Genomic DNA, 14,030 nt, shown 5'->3' with positions numbered 1-14,030 from the left:
CGATGCTCGCAGACCTGGCTGCCGGCTTACTCCGATCCCGCCCCTTGCCGGAGCGGGATCTTCGAAACCCTACTGAGACTCGACGCTAATCAAGCTCCCCGCAGGGGGAGGGGCGGGGCCGGTCAATCAGCCGTACTGACGGGCCTCGCGCACTTCCTGCGGGTGTTTGTCGCACAGCTTTTCGCGATAGCGGCGAAGCTGGTCGACGAGCTTGTCGAACAGGACATCTATCGATGCGTACATGTCCTTCCCGGTGGCTTCGGCGTGCAGCGATTTGCCCGGAACCTTGAGAGTGCCTTCGGCGCAGTGCTGCAGCTTGTCAACCGAGAGCACGACGTTCAGACCAACGATGCGTTCGTCGAGGCGGGTCAATCGATCGAGCTTGGCGTGGGCGTGGTTGCGCAGTGCCGGGGTGACTTCGATCTTTTGACCACTGAGTTGGAATTGCATGGTACGCCTCCTTCTTAGAGCTGACCGCCAATGGCGGCGTTGATCGGTACGCGGATCGAAAAGTGAATCCCGAAGTCGATCGTTGCACCGTGAAGCTAGACCTTACTCTGCATATGGGATTGTTCCGCCGGGCTGCAAGTTCCCCCGGGCAGTGCCGGGGGCGGGAGTCAGCTGCTGCGCTGTCGCTCGCTGGAGCTGGGGATGCGCAGGATTTCCCGGTATTTGGCGACCGTGCGGCGCGCTACCTGAATGCCCTTGTTGTGCAACTCCTCGGCGAGCGCCTGGTCGGAGAGCGGCTTGCGCGGATCTTCGTGGTCGACCAGCTTGCGCAGCATGGCCTGGATGGCGGTGGCGGACGCGCTGCCGCCGTCTTCGGTGGACACGCCGCTGGAGAAGAAATACTTCAGCTCATAGGTGCCGCGCGGGGTGTGGATGTATTTGCGCGTGGTGACGCGTGAAATCGTCGATTCATGCATACCCACCTCCTCCGCCACTTCACGCAGCACCAGCGGCTGCATCGCCTCCGGACCGTAGTCCAGGAAGGCGCTTTGCCTTCGCACGATCGCTTCGGCGACCTTCAGGAGTGTTTCGGCACGCGATTCCAAACTTTTGATCAGCCAGCGTGCCTCCTGCAACTGGCCGCGCATCCAGCTGGCGTCGTCGCCACGCGCTTGGGCAATCAGGCTGCAGTAATGCTGGTTGAGGCTGAGCTTGGGCTGGCTTTCGGGATTCATGAACACGCGCCAGCGCGTACCTTCCTTGCGCGCGTACACGTCGGGAGCCACGTATTCCACGGGTGTGGTATCCATTGCCGCGCCCGGACGCGGGTCCAGGCTGCGGATGAGGATGGCTGCGCCGGTGGTTTCTTCCTCGGTGGCGTGCAGGCGACGGGCCAGCTTGGCCATGTCGTTGCGCGCCAGCAGCTCCAGTTCGTGCTCCACGATACGCAGGGCGAGGTCGCGGTAGGGTATGCCGGGATCGAATTGTTCCAGTTGCGCGCGCAGGCAGTCGGGGAGATCGATGCTGGCCACGCCAGCCGGATCGAAGTGCTGCAGGCGGCGGCGCACGGCCTCCACTTCCTCGGCCGTGGCCTTCAGGTGTGGCGGCAGGGCGGCGAGTACCGCGTCGATGCCTTCCCCCAGATAGCCGTCGGTATTGAGCGCGTCGATCAGCACCGTTGCGATGGCCTTGGCGCGTGGCTCCATCGGCGTGAGATTGAGCTGCCACAGCAGGTGTTCCTGCAGCGACTCGGCCGCCGCGCTCTGCGGCTCCATGCCTTCTTCGTCGCGATTGCCGGAGCCGTTGCCACTGCCGTTGCTGCTGGAAAAATCGATCGGTTCGTCGGAGCTGATTTCCGGCTCCGTCCACTCCGGCGCTTCGTCGTTGGTGTCGCTACTGCCGGATGCCGTGTCGCTGCCCGCCGAGACCAGCGATTCGAATTCGGTGTCGTATTCGCCGTCGGCTTCGGTTTCGTCCGGTTCCGCCGAAGCGTCTTCGTCGAATTCGAGCAGCGGATTGCTCTCGGCCAGCTGGCGCAGTTCGGCGGCCAGCTCCAGTTGCGACAACTGCAGCAGCCGGATGGCCTGTTGCAATTGCGGCGTGAGAGCCAGCTGTTGATTGAGACGGAACTGGAGCCCTGGTTTCATGCCTGTCAGAAAGGTCGAACCGGCTTCATCCTAACCCTTCGACGGGAAGCCGGCCATAGTTGTGGTGTCGGGAAAACGCGCGTAACGTGCACAGATGTGAAGCCGCGCAAATTAGGCTTGAGTGCCGGCCGAACTTGGAGTATTTAACTTGTTTTCGCATCGCAGGCAGCCCTGCATTTTTTGAGCACGGGGCCGTCCGCAGACGGCCTGGCAGGTTCCCCGGCAGTCGAAGGTTATAGCGGCCTTTACAGGCGGAATTCGCGTCCCAGGTACACTTCGCGCACCCGTTCGTCCGCCAGGATATGAGCTGGCGTGCCGCGCGAGAGCACCTCGCCTTCGTTCATGATGTAGGCACGGTCGCAGATGCCCAAGGTCTCGCGCACATTGTGATCGGTGATCAGCACGCCGATGCCACGTTCCTTCAGGTGCCGCACGATGCGCTGGATTTCGCCTACCGAAATCGGGTCGACGCCGGCGAATGGTTCGTCCAACAGCATGTAGCGCGGTTGCGCGGCCAGCGCGCGTGCGATTTCCACGCGACGGCGTTCGCCACCGGACAGGCTGATGCCTTTCTGGCCGGCAATATGCGCGATTTTCAGCTCATCCAGCAGGCTTTCCAGTTCGGTATCGCGCTTGCGTTGGTCCAGGCCTTCGCGTAGTTCCAGCACGGCCATGATGTTGTCTGCCACGCTAAGGCGGCGGAACACCGAAGCCTCCTGCGGCAGGTAGCCGATGCCGAGCTTGGCGCGGGCATGCATGGGCAGGCCGGTGATGTCCTGTTTGTCGAGCTTGATCGCTCCGGCGTCGGCTTCGATCAGGCCCACGATCATGTAGAAGCAGGTGGTTTTGCCTGCGCCGTTGGGGCCAAGCAGGCCCACCACCTCGCCCTGGCGGATCGAGAATGCGAAGTCGCGTACCACCTGGCGCGCGCGGAAACTTTTTTGCAGACCTTCTGCGGAAAGCATGTAGCGGTTATTCCTTAGGGGGCGCTGCTGGCGGAGGCCGGCTCGCTCACATTAGGCGAGGGCGTGCCGGCCGGCTTGGCAGGCGCGGGCGGGGTGGCCGGTGCGGTACCGTGCTTCGGCGGCGGCAGCGGCTTCTGCTTGGGCAGGAAGGTCATGGTGACCTGGCCGGCGCCGCCGCTTTCGCCGACCATGTAGCTGGTCTGCGTGTTGTAGGTGAGCTTCGCGCCGTGCGCGTCGCCTTTGTTCTGCTGGTGCACGTTGGCGTTGCCGGTAAGGACGGCTATGCCGTTGACGTTGTCGTAATGAAGCTGATCGGCGTCGCCGGTCATCAGGTTGCCGTTGTCGTCGATCTGCTCGATGTGCGGACGCTTTTGCGGCGTGCCAGTCACGTCGAGGTGATCGACGGAGGTGTCTTCCTTCGCGGTATAGATCTTTGCGACCTCGCCGATCAGCTTCAACGTGCCCTGCGTGATCAGCACCTTGCCGGTGAAGGTGCTGATGCTGTTGGGCTGGTTGTAGCCATCAAAGCTGTCGGCATGCACGACGTGGATCGGCTGGTTGCGGTCATCCTGCTTTGCCATTGCCGGTTGCAGTAGCAGCAACAACCCGGCAGTCAGCAGGCTTAGCTGTGGTGTTCTGGCGCGGATACAGGATGCCGTGCACGTCATGGAGCAACTCCAGATGGTTATCGTTGAGGCTGGCACGCAGGCCAACGCCGTTCATTACGCTAGGTCCCTGCGTCATGGTGGCCGGGTCCGCGGTTTCCATGCGGTTCTCTTTCGGCCAACCCCTGACATTGGAGGTGCATAATGTTGCCATGGGACCCTGCGCATAGGCAGGACGGTACATGTACACAGCGCCATCCAGCCGCATTTCCGTGCCACCGCGGTTGACCCAGCCGAATGGCGAGTTGCCATGCCAGTTCGGTACCCCGGGTTTCTTCGAGGTAAGTTCGAAGACCGGGGCATTGATGTAGAGCGACTCGTCGCCACCGCGGCGATCCATGCGGGGCGCCTTCATGCTGAAGCTCGGCAAGCCGTCCGCGTCATAGCTCCACACGGTGGAGTTGTAGAGCACGTAATCGGCAATCGGCGGGCCAATGAACTCGTTGGACGGCGGCGCGCCCACCACCCAGCTGCGCAGCAGCCAGCTGGCCGGTGCGGCAATCGCCAGCAGCACGATCGCAACGTTGATGCGGTTGTCGCGCAGGTATTGGCGCAGCATCACCGCCAGTGCTCCTGTTCCGCCGTGCTCTTGCCTTGTGCATGCAGGATCAGGTCGCACACTTCGCGCACTGCGCCCATGCCGCCACCCAGGCGCGTCTGCCAATGCGCACGCTGCGCCACCCACGGGTGTGCGTTTGCAACAGCTATGGCAAAGCCGGCAAGGTTCATGGCGGGCAGATCGGGCAGATCGTCGCCGACGAACGCGGCTTGCTCGGGCGTGAGCTCCAGGGCTTCCAACATCTGGCGCAGGCATTCGCGCTTGTCGGATTGGCCCTGGTACACGTGCGCGATGTTGAGTTCTTCCGCCCGCAGGGCGACGGGATGGCTGATGCGCGCGCTGACGATCGCCACCTGCACACCGTGTGCCTGCAGGCGTTTCAGGCCGAGGCCGTCGTGCACGTGGAATACCTTGGTTTCATGCCCGCTTTCGCTGTACCACAGGCGGCCGTCGGTGAGCGTGCCATCCACGTCGAAGGCGGCCAGGCGAATCCGGGCGGCGCGGGCGAGCACCTCGGCGGGCAGATTGGAAAGATAATCCATGCGGCAATCCGAAACTCTTTAGACCACGCGTGCGCGCAGCAGATCGTGGATGTTAAGGGCGCCGACCACACGTTGCGTGTGGTCGACCACCAGCAGGGCGTGAATCTGGTACTTCTCCATCAGCTGCGCCGCCTCGATGGCCAGCTTGTCGGCACCGATCACTTTCGGGCCGCGTGTCATCAGGTCACTGACCTGCGCATTGCGCAGATCCACGCCGTCGTCATCCAGCGCGCGGCGCAGGTCGCCGTCGGTGAACACGCCCAACAAGCGCTGCTCCTGGTCGATCACAGCGGTCATGCCCAGGTGTTTGCGAGTCATTTCCATCAGGGCTTCGGTGAGCGTGGCGTGCGGGGGAACCATCGGAACGCCCGGGCCGGTATGCATGACATCGCTGATGTGCAGCAGCAGGCGGCGCCCCAGGCTACCGGCCGGGTGGGAACGGGCGAAGTCTTCGGAGGTAAACCCGCGCGCCTCCAGCAGCGCGATGGCGAGCGCATCGCCCATCACCAGTGCCGCGGTGGTACTGGCGGTGGGGGCCAGGCCCAGCGGGCAGGCCTCGGCGGAGATGCCGGCATCCAGGTGCACGTCGGCCTGGCCTGCCAGGGAGGAGTCCGGATTGCCGCTGATGGCGATCAGCGGAATGCCTTGGCGCTTGATCACCGGCAGGATGAACAGGATTTCGTCCGTTTCGCCCGAGTTGGACAGGGCCAGTACCACGTCCTGCGGCAGGATCATCCCCAGGTCGCCATGGCTGGCCTCGCCGGGGTGGACAAAAAAGGCTGGCGTGCCGGTGGAGGCCAGGGTGGCGGCGATCTTGCGCCCCACATGCCCGGATTTGCCCATGCCGGTGACCACCACTCGCCCCTTGCAGCCGAGGATCAACCGACAAGCGTCGACGAAGGTCTGGTCCACACGCGGCTCCAAGGCCCGGATGGCTGCCGCTTCGGTGGCGATGACCGTGCGCGCGCTGTGCACGATGGCGGCGGCATCCACCCGGGTGGATTGGGGCTTGGCGATGGGGGCGTTCATGCTTCCTCGAGAGCGGGCTGGGCAGGGCAGCGACACAAGGTGTCGTTTCTGCGCCAGCGGATTTCCATTAACATGGCATATTCGCATTCTATCTTGATGCCTGTCGCCCATGGTCTGTCCTGTACTCCTCGGCAGCCGGCGTTCAGCATCGCAAGTACTTGGAAAACCGATGGACGCAGCCAGCATCCAGGCAATGATCGAAACCGGCCTGCCCGGCGCAAAGGCGAGCGTGCAGGGGGACGATGGGGTGCACTTCGAGGCGGAAGTGGTGGCCGAGCAGTTCAAGGGCAAGCTGCCCTTGGCGCGGCACCGCCTTGTGTATGCCACCCTTGGCGACCTCATGGGGGGCGCCATTCACGCCCTTGCGCTCAAGACCCTGACACCCGATGAAGCCGCTGCGCGCGGTTGACGCCATAGCTCCCGGCGTCACTTATTTCAAGGATTCCCCGATGGCCAAAATCCTGATCAGCGGCGGCGAGCCGCTACGCGGTGAAGTGGGTATTTCCGGCGCCAAGAACGCCGTGCTGCCCATTCTCGCGTCGTGCCTGCTGGCCGACGAACCGGTCACGATCAGCAACGTCCCGCATCTGCATGACGTCACCACCACCATGGAACTGCTCGGCCAGATGGGCGTGCAGCTGGTGCTGGACGACCGCATGAAGATCCAGGTGGACCCGCGCCCCGCCGACCGCTATTTCGCGCCCTACGAGCTGGTGAAGACCATGCGCGCCTCGATCCTGGTGCTGGGGCCGCTGGTGGCGCGCTTCGGCCAGGCCGAAGTCTCGCTGCCCGGAGGTTGCCAGATCGGTTCGCGTCCGGTGGACCAGCACATTCGTGGCCTGCAGGCGCTGGGTGCTCAGATCGACGTCGAGAACGGCTATATCAAGGCTCGCGCCAAGCGCCTGAAGGGTGCGCGCATCGTGATGGACATGGTCACCGTGACCGGCACCGAGAACGTCATGATGGCGGCCGTGCTTGCCGAGGGCACCAGTGTCATCGAGAACGCGGCACAGGAACCGGAAGTAGTGGACCTGGCCCATTGCCTCAATGCGCTCGGCGCGCAGATCGAGGGGGCCGGCACCTCCACCTTGGTGATCCATGGCGTGGAACGCCTGCATGGCGGCCACTACGAGGTATTGCCCGATCGTATCGAAACCGGCACCTTCCTGGTGGGTGCGGCGATGACCGGCGGCAAGGTCCGTGCTCGCAACGCGCGATCCAATACGCTGGATGCCGTGCTGGCGAAGCTGGAAGAAGCCGGCGCGCATATTTCCACCGGCCCGGACTGGATCGAGCTGGACATGCAGGGCCGCCGTCCCAAGGCGGTGAACATCACCACCGCGCCGTATCCGGCGTTTCCCACCGACATGCAAGCGCAGTTCACCGCGCTCAACTGCGTGGCCGATGGCGTCGGCATCATCACGGAAACGGTGTTCGAGAACCGTTTCATGCACGCGCATGAATTGCAGCGGCTGGGTGCGGATATCCGCCTGGAAGGCAATACCGCGATCATCCGCGGCGTGGACAAGATGAGCGGCGCGCCGATCATGGCCACCGACTTGCGTGCGTCGGCGTGTCTGGTGCTGGCAGGGCTGGTGGCGCAAGGCGATACCACGGTGGATCGCGTGTATCACATCGACCGTGGTTACGAGAACATCGAAGAAAAGCTCAGTACGCTTGGCGCGCGCATTCGCCGTTTGCCGATCTGAAGCGCAGATGCGTAGGCTGGGATGACAATCCCAGCACTGCGCGTGACACAGAAAGAGCGATGCTGGGATTGTCATCCCAGCCTACGCGTTAGGGCAGCTACGGCGAGCTGTAGCGCACCAGTTCCAGGGTCAAATCCCCGCCTTCGCTTTGCGCCAGTTTCACCGGCATCGGATACTGCTTGGGCACGTACCACGCATCGAAATGCTTGTCCGAATCGGCGCGCGTCACCCGTTCGGCCTGAAAGCTCCCGGCGGGAACCTGCACGGTTTCGTTGCCCTGCACCTTGTACTGCTGCTGCTCTACCCGCTGCTTCACGCCTACCGGTAAGGTCACGCTCCGGCCACCGTCGTGCAACGCCAGGCCCAGCGCATACGACATCGTGTTGCGATCGACCAGGCCTGGTGCGGCGGCGTAGTTGCTTACGCCTTTGCCGTCTTCGACACGGACCTGGTTGCTATGCCAATCCACCTGCATGGTGCGCTGCTTGGTCTTCAGCGCCACGACTTTGGACGTATAGGTTTCAGTCTCCGGCGCATTGTTGTTCCAGCGAAAGCGCGTGATGTCGCTGGAATTGGCGCCCAGCATGGCCGCCAGGCCTGAAGTGCCGTGAATCTGGTTGCTGTATTCGTACTCGCCGTTGCCTAGCGATTTCAGGGTGATGGTCGCTTCGCCCATGGCTTCGCCCTGGCGTGAAACCTGGTACGTAGCGGTGAACGGTGTCGGTTGTGCGGCGAAGGTTGCCGTGGAGACGGCCAGCGCAAGGCCGGCGACGAGGCAGCGGGTGGGATTGTGTGTGCGCATGGACGGCAGTGTACGCGCCGATCCTGAACGCCCGATGGCAATCAGCGAAGCAACTGGCCGTCCTGCCACCGCAAGGGTTGGTGTAGCGGTTGCTGGTCGAAGAGGATGCCATCCTCACTCCAATCCAGCCGGCCGGCGGCAATCAGTGCGACGACTGCGGGCAGCAATTGATGTTCCAGCGGCAGCAGCCTCGCGGCCAGCTTGTTTTCATCGTCACCGGCTTCGATCGGCAGGCTTGCCTGTGCGATCACCGGACCGCCGTCGAGTTCAGCCGTGACGTAATGCACGCTGGCGCCATGTTCGGGATCGCCGGCCTTCAGCGCGCGACGGTGCGTGTGCAGGCCGCGGTACTTGGGCAGCAGGGAAGGGTGGATGTTGATCATCCGTCCCGTCCAGGGTTTCAAGGCTTCACCATCGATGATGCGCATGAAGCCCGCGAGCACCAGCAGATCCGGCTGGTGGGCGCCGATGCGATCGAACAGGGCGAAATCGTAAGCGCGGCGATCGGCGTATTCGCGCGGATCCAGCACCATCGTCGGTATGCTCGCCGATCGCGCGAGCTGCAGCACAGTTGCGTCCGCCTTGTCACTGGCTACCAACACGAATTCCACCGGCAGTTCACCGCGTTCGCGGGCGGCCAGCAGCGCAGCCAAGTTGCTGCCGCGGCCGGAGGCTAGGACTGCGATGCGCAGAGGGCTGGGCATGTGGGGTGGCCGATGGCGAAATATTCGTTCCGGCCGTGATGCCCGCTTGTGCGGGCATCACGGCAAAGGCAATGAATGGGTTGGAGGGGTCAGCCGATGTGCACGCGCTCGTCGCTTTGCGCCGGAACCACTTCGCCGATCACCCAGCTCTTCAATTCATGCTTGGCGAGCAGGGCCGAAGCGGCACTCACCGCATCGCGTGGCAGCAGCACGGTGAAGCCCACGCCGCAATTGAACGTACGCCACATTTCATCGCGCGCCACATTGCCTTCGCGCATCAGCCAGTCGAACACCGGCGGCAGCACGATGCTGGCGGCATCGATATGCAGGCCGAGGCCATCCGGCACTACGCGAATGATGTTTTCCTTCAAGCCGCCGCCGGTGATGTGGGCCATGCCGTGGACAGGGGCTGCCTTCAGCAGGTCCAGCATCGCTTTGACGTAGATCGTGGTCGGTGCCATCAGCGCATCGGCCAGCTTTACACCGCCAAGTTCCAGCTCCAGCGGATGGCCCGCGCGCTCAAGGATCTTGCGGATCAGCGAATAGCCATTCGAATGCGGGCCAGACGAAGCCACGGCCAGAATCACGTCGCCGGCAACGATGCCGTCGCCGCTCAGTAGGGCTGCTTTTTCCACCGCGCCTACGGTGAATCCGGCCAGGTCATATTCGCCCGGCGGATACATGTCGGGCATCTCGGCGGTCTCGCCGCCGATTAGGGCGCAGCCGGCCAGTTCGCAGCCCTTGGCGATGCCGCCGACCACGGCCACGGTGGTCTCGACGTCCAGCTTGCCGGTGGCGAAATAGTCGAGGAAGAACAAGGGCTCCGCGCCTTGCACCAGCACGTCGTTCACGCACATGCCGACCAGATCGATGCCGATGGTGTCATGCCGGTTCAACTGCTGCGCCAGCTTGAGCTTGGTACCCACGCCGTCGGTGCCCGAGACCAGTACCGGCTCCTGGTAACGCGTGCCGAGATTGAACAGGCCGCCGAAACCGCCCAGTCCGCCCATCACTTCGGGACGGAAGGTACGCTTCACCAGCGGCTTGATACGTTCGACCACGGCATTGCCGGCATCGATATCCACGCCTGCGGCGCGATAGGTAAGGGCGTCGGACATGGCCAACCTGACGAAAGAAGAAACGTCCAATGATACCAATGATGTTGAAAAAGTGCCTTCCTGCCCTTTTTCAACGCGCCGAGTCCGGCCCCGGTCCGGACTCGGCTACGCCCAATCATGCACCATTGTGCTTGATTCGCGGCAGGCCATCTCTGGCCTGCATCATCAGGCTGTTTTTCAACAGCCTGATGGACGTTACAGCCTGGATTGGGCAGACTTTTCCCGATTCCCGCCCCTGGATACGACCCTGACATGCGTCTGCCACGTTTGCCGATCGCCCTACTGCTGTTTGGTCTCGTCCTGGGAATTGCCCCGGTCGCGCCCGCGCAGACCAATTCGCCCTATAGCGTCGTGGTGCCTGTTCCCGACACCGGTGCGGCACAGCGCAGCCAGGCGTTTCAGTCCGCGCTGGGGCAGGTGCTGGTGCGCGTCTCCGGTGGCCAGGATCTGACCACCAAGCCTGGCTATGCCGAAGCCATGCAGAACGCCGCGGGCATCGTGAAGCAGTTCCAGTACCAGGTCGATGGCGGCAACCCGCCGACCTTCACGCTGGCGGTCAGCTTCGACCAGGGGGCGGTGCAACGCCTGGTGACCCAGCTTGGCGCCACCGCGGCTGGCGTCAAGCCGCCGCTGTTGTTGGTCGTGAAGGCAGGCGATGGCCACCTGCTCGGCAAGGACGACCTGGCGGCGCTGACCAGCGAGATCAACAAGCGCGGCTACCAGGCGAGCTACGCCGATCCGGAGCAGCTGCCGGATCTGGACAAGCTGGCCGGTGCCGATCCCGCCGCCCTGTCAGCCATTAGCCGGCTGTATCACACTGGCCTCGTGCTGCTGGGTGAGCTGCGTGCGAACGGCGCCGACTGGACCCTGGTCAGCGGCGGCCAGGCCCAGCATTGGAGCGCGCAGGGCAGCGACCCGAACGGCGTATTCGCCGATGCCGGCAAAAGTGCCGCCGATCGGCTGGGCCAGTCGCTCAATGTGATCGCCACCGGCGAGGTGAGCGGCAAATTGTGGGTATCCGGGCTGCATTCGGCCATGGATTACGCCAATCTGCTTGCCACCCTGCGTGCCGATCCCTCCGTGCGCAGCATCTACACCGAGGGTGCCCAGGATGATGGCGTGCTGTTGTCCGTGAAGGCGGGCATGCCGCTGGACAGCCTGGTCACCAATCTCGCGGCAGGCGGCCGGGTCATGGAAGGCAAATCCCATGACGGCGCGGATGCCAGCCTGCGCTGGCTGCATTGAGTAACGGCTGCTGCGATGCCGCTCGCGTCGCAATCTCGCTGGCGACACCTGCCCAATGCCATCTCGGTGTTGCGGGTGCTGCTGGTGGCGCCGATCGGCTGGCTGCTTTGGCATGAACAATGGCGCTGCGCTTTGCAACTGGTGGCTGTGGCCGGCGTGTCGGATGGAGTGGATGGGTTTCTTGCGCGCCAATACGGCTGGCAGAGCCGGCTTGGCGGCATGCTCGACGCGATCGCCGACAAGCTGCTGCTGGTCGCCTGCTTCGTGATCCTGGCGTGGCGGCAGGAAGTGCCGCTGTGGCTGGCAACGATCGTGTGCGGGCGCGACTTGGTGATCGCCCTGGGGGCGTTGGGCTGGCGCGTGCTGATCGGCCCGATCGAACCTCGGCCCAGCCTGTTGTCGAAAGCCTGCACGCTGGCGCAGATCATCTATTTGCTGGCGGTATTGCTGGCGCTCTCGCACTGGCCGGCGCCGCGCTCGGTTTCGCTTGCCTGGCTGGTGGCGGCGCTGTGCGTGGCCAGCGGCGTGCATTACGTACTGTACTGGTCGCACCGGGCCTGGCGGCTTCGGCATGCAGATACCCTCTCCCCGCCTGGGCGAGGGTTGGGGTGAGCAGGGGCTCGCGCAAGACTGCAAGGCTTTGAACAGCTCCCCACATCAGCCAAACTTGGCTTGGTGTTCGCCCCCTCACTGACGAGCTAAAGCGTGTCCATAAGCCAAGAGACGTCCCGCCGCTGGCAGATGCTGGCGATCATCATCACCCTAGGCTTGCTGGTGTGGCTGCTTGCGCCGGTGCTGATGCCCTTCGCGGTGGCCGCCATGCTGGCCTATCTTAGTGATCCGCTGGCCGACCGGCTGGAGCGGCTCGGCCTGGGACGCAGCCTGGCGGTGAGTATCGTATTCGTGCTGCTGATCCTGGTGATCGCCGCGGCTTTGCTGCTGCTGGTGCCGCTGATCGTGCGCCAGATCGAGAACCTGGTGCTGAACTTTCCGCATTACGTGGAGTGGGGCAGGGATCGCGCCCTGCCTTGGGTGCAGGCCAAACTGCATCTGGACCCCAAGGCGTTCGACACCGATCGCCTGGTCGACCAGATCAAACAGCACATCGGCTCCATCGGCACCGTGCTGGGCAAGATTTCGCGCTCCGGCGTCAGTGTGGTCGCGTGGCTTACCAATCTGCTGCTGATTCCAGTGGTGTGGTTCTATCTGCTGCGCGACTGGGATCGTCTCGTGGCATGGATCGACCGCATGCTGCCGCGCTCCGTCGAGCCCACCGTTGCGCATCTGGCGCGCGAATCCGATGCCGTGCTGGGTGCCTTCGTGCGCGGGCAATTGCTGGTGATGCTGGCGCTGGCCATCTACTACGGCGTGGCCTTGACCCTGGTGGGCATTTCGGTTGGACCGCTGATCGGCATGGTCGCGGGCCTGCTCAGCTTCGTACCGTACCTCGGCTTCATCACCGGCTTCGGCGCGTCCCTCATCGCCTCGTTGGTGCAGCACGGCGACTGGGAGCATCTGTTGTTGGTGGTGGGTGTGTTCGTGGTCGGGCAGTTGCTCGAAGGCTATGTGCTGGTGCCGCGGCTGGTGGGCGAGAAGATCGGCCTGCATCCGGTGGCGGTGATCTTTGCCGTGCTGGCCGGCGGTTATCTGTTCGGCTTTCTTGGCGTGCTGCTTGCCTTGCCGGCGGCCTCGGTGATCCTGGTGCTGCTGCGCTATCTCGCTCAGCGCTACAAACAGAGCGATCTGTACACCGAGATGGGTGAGCCTGACAGCGCCATTATCGAAGTCGACGTAGCCGTGGAAATAGACGACGGTGCTGGCACGGCAGCACAGGTAGCCGATAATCGCGACAAGCCATGACCGAGCAACTTCCCTTGGGATTGCGCTGGCCTCGCCGCCAGCGCTTTGAACATTTTTACGCCGGTGCCAACGCCGCGGCATTGGGTGCTGTGCAAGTGCTTGCCGGGCAGTCCGGAGCACCCTGGTTGTACCTGAGCGGGGCAACGGGCAGCGGCAAGAGTCATCTGCTGATGGCCGCCTGCCAGGCCGCGCATGAAGCCGGGCGTACAGTGCAATATCTCCCGTTGCGGAACTTGCGCGAGCACTACATGGCGATTCGCGGCGTCGCCGGCAGCCAGTTCATCGCGCTCGACGATCTGGACGCGATGGCGGGCGAGCGCGAAGCCGAGCATGCGCTGTTCGATCTGTACAACCGCGCCCGCGCCGAAGGCACTGCGCTCATTTTCGCCGCGCAAGCTACTGCGGCCCAGCTTCCGTTGATGCTGCCGGATCTGCGCTCCCGCCTGGGCGCCTGCACGCAGTTCGCCCTGAAACCGCTGGACGATGGCGAACGCCGCGAAGTGCTCAAGCAGCAAGCCGCGCTGCGTGGCATCGAACTGGACGATGTGGTTCTTGATTGGCTGTTCGCACGCTATGTGCGCGATCTGGGCGCGCTATTAGATCTGCTCGATCGGCTGGATCAGGCGTCACTGGCGGCACAGCGGCGAGTTACCGTACCTTTTCTACGCACGTTCTTGCGCGAGGCGGTTCAGCCACCGCCAACTCCCTAACGAACGACAGTCCGCATGCGGCGGCA

Annotated in this window: 16 protein-coding genes; 6 read left to right on the top strand and 10 right to left on the bottom strand. The window is 63.7% G+C overall.

The window, feature by feature from the left end; all coding sequences use genetic code 11:
- Positions 1-126 precede the first annotated feature (126 nt).
- The 7 genes from hpf to EKH80_RS22780 all read right to left on the bottom strand — a co-directional run bounded on the left by hpf (position 127) and on the right by EKH80_RS22780 (position 5,856).
- Entirely contained in the window at positions 127-450 is a 324-nt protein-coding gene (hpf, locus tag EKH80_RS22810; protein ID WP_126687104.1) for a ribosome hibernation-promoting factor, HPF/YfiA family, read from the bottom strand.
- Between the two features lie 167 nt (positions 451-617).
- A complete protein-coding gene (locus EKH80_RS22805) occupies positions 618-2,096 on the bottom strand; it encodes an RNA polymerase factor sigma-54 (protein WP_126687103.1) in 1,479 nt (492 codons plus the stop codon).
- Positions 2,097-2,341: 245 nt separating this feature from the next.
- Positions 2,342-3,061: an LPS export ABC transporter ATP-binding protein gene (gene lptB / locus EKH80_RS22800; protein ID WP_126687102.1), complete on the bottom strand. Its 720-nt coding sequence runs from the start codon at positions 3,059-3,061 to the stop codon at positions 2,342-2,344.
- A gap of 14 nt (positions 3,062-3,075) precedes the next feature.
- A complete protein-coding gene (lptA, locus tag EKH80_RS22795) occupies positions 3,076-3,642 on the bottom strand; it encodes a lipopolysaccharide transport periplasmic protein LptA (protein ID WP_230473891.1) in 567 nt (188 codons plus the stop codon).
- Positions 3,626-4,285, bottom strand: a complete 660-nt coding sequence (gene lptC, locus EKH80_RS22790) for an LPS export ABC transporter periplasmic protein LptC (protein WP_126687108.1) — start codon at positions 4,283-4,285, stop codon at positions 3,626-3,628. The genes lptA and lptC overlap by 17 nt, the downstream gene beginning before the upstream one ends.
- The gene (locus tag EKH80_RS22785; RefSeq protein WP_126687100.1) at positions 4,285-4,827 is read right to left on the bottom strand and encodes a KdsC family phosphatase; all 543 of its coding nucleotides are present in this window, start codon (positions 4,825-4,827) and stop codon (positions 4,285-4,287) included. The genes lptC and EKH80_RS22785 overlap by 1 nt, the downstream gene beginning before the upstream one ends.
- 18 nt (positions 4,828-4,845) lie before the next feature.
- Positions 4,846-5,856, bottom strand: coding sequence for a KpsF/GutQ family sugar-phosphate isomerase (locus EKH80_RS22780; protein ID WP_126687099.1), 1,011 nt, complete (start codon positions 5,854-5,856; stop codon positions 4,846-4,848).
- 169 nt (positions 5,857-6,025) lie between these two features.
- Here EKH80_RS22780 and EKH80_RS22775 point away from each other — a divergent pair, with 169 nt between their 5' ends.
- Together EKH80_RS22775 and murA are read left to right on the top strand one after the other, a co-directional pair.
- Entirely contained in the window at positions 6,026-6,265 is a 240-nt protein-coding gene (locus EKH80_RS22775; protein WP_126687098.1) for a BolA family protein, read from the top strand.
- 40 nt (positions 6,266-6,305) lie between these two features.
- Positions 6,306-7,565 (top strand): UDP-N-acetylglucosamine 1-carboxyvinyltransferase, encoded by a 1,260-nt coding sequence (gene murA, locus EKH80_RS22770; RefSeq protein ID WP_126687097.1) that lies wholly within the window; start codon positions 6,306-6,308, stop codon positions 7,563-7,565.
- A 97-nt stretch (positions 7,566-7,662) separates the two neighbouring features.
- On the opposite strand, the gene EKH80_RS22765 is transcribed toward murA, so the two are convergent.
- The 3 genes from EKH80_RS22765 to purM all read right to left on the bottom strand — a co-directional run bounded on the left by EKH80_RS22765 (position 7,663) and on the right by purM (position 10,189).
- The gene (locus EKH80_RS22765) at positions 7,663-8,367 is read right to left on the bottom strand and encodes a DUF3108 domain-containing protein (protein WP_126687096.1); all 705 of its coding nucleotides are present in this window, start codon (positions 8,365-8,367) and stop codon (positions 7,663-7,665) included.
- A gap of 41 nt (positions 8,368-8,408) precedes the next feature.
- On the bottom strand, positions 8,409-9,071 hold the full coding sequence (gene purN / locus EKH80_RS22760; protein WP_126687095.1) for a phosphoribosylglycinamide formyltransferase: 663 nt from the start codon (positions 9,069-9,071) through the stop codon (positions 8,409-8,411).
- An 89-nt stretch (positions 9,072-9,160) separates the two neighbouring features.
- On the bottom strand, positions 9,161-10,189 hold the full coding sequence (purM, locus tag EKH80_RS22755) for a phosphoribosylformylglycinamidine cyclo-ligase (RefSeq protein ID WP_126687094.1): 1,029 nt from the start codon (positions 10,187-10,189) through the stop codon (positions 9,161-9,163).
- A 252-nt stretch (positions 10,190-10,441) separates the two neighbouring features.
- On the opposite strand from purM, the gene EKH80_RS22750 reads away from it, so the two are divergent.
- The 4 genes from EKH80_RS22750 (at position 10,442) to hda (ending at position 14,004) form a co-directional block, all read left to right on the top strand.
- Complete coding sequence (locus EKH80_RS22750; protein WP_126687093.1) at positions 10,442-11,434, top strand: DUF2066 domain-containing protein; 993 nt, start codon at positions 10,442-10,444, stop codon at positions 11,432-11,434.
- Between the two features lie 15 nt (positions 11,435-11,449).
- Entirely contained in the window at positions 11,450-12,046 is a 597-nt protein-coding gene (locus tag EKH80_RS22745) for a CDP-alcohol phosphatidyltransferase family protein (protein ID WP_126687092.1), read from the top strand.
- Positions 12,047-12,175: 129 nt separating this feature from the next.
- Complete coding sequence (locus EKH80_RS22740; RefSeq protein ID WP_196240426.1) at positions 12,176-13,294, top strand: AI-2E family transporter; 1,119 nt, start codon at positions 12,176-12,178, stop codon at positions 13,292-13,294.
- Positions 13,291-14,004 carry a DnaA regulatory inactivator Hda gene (gene hda / locus EKH80_RS22735; protein ID WP_126687090.1) on the top strand — a complete coding sequence of 238 codons (714 nt, stop codon included), beginning with the start codon at positions 13,291-13,293 and terminating at the stop codon, positions 14,002-14,004. The genes EKH80_RS22740 and hda overlap by 4 nt, the downstream gene beginning before the upstream one ends.
- The last annotated feature ends 26 nt before the right edge of the window (positions 14,005-14,030 follow it).

Origin of the sequence: Dyella choica (assembly GCF_003977665.1) — a bacterium.
In the GTDB taxonomy this organism is placed as follows: Bacteria; Pseudomonadota; Gammaproteobacteria; order Xanthomonadales; family Rhodanobacteraceae; genus Dyella_B; species Dyella_B choica.
The sequence above is the reverse complement of the archived record's forward strand: the minus strand, read 5'-3'. Positions and strand labels throughout refer to the sequence as shown.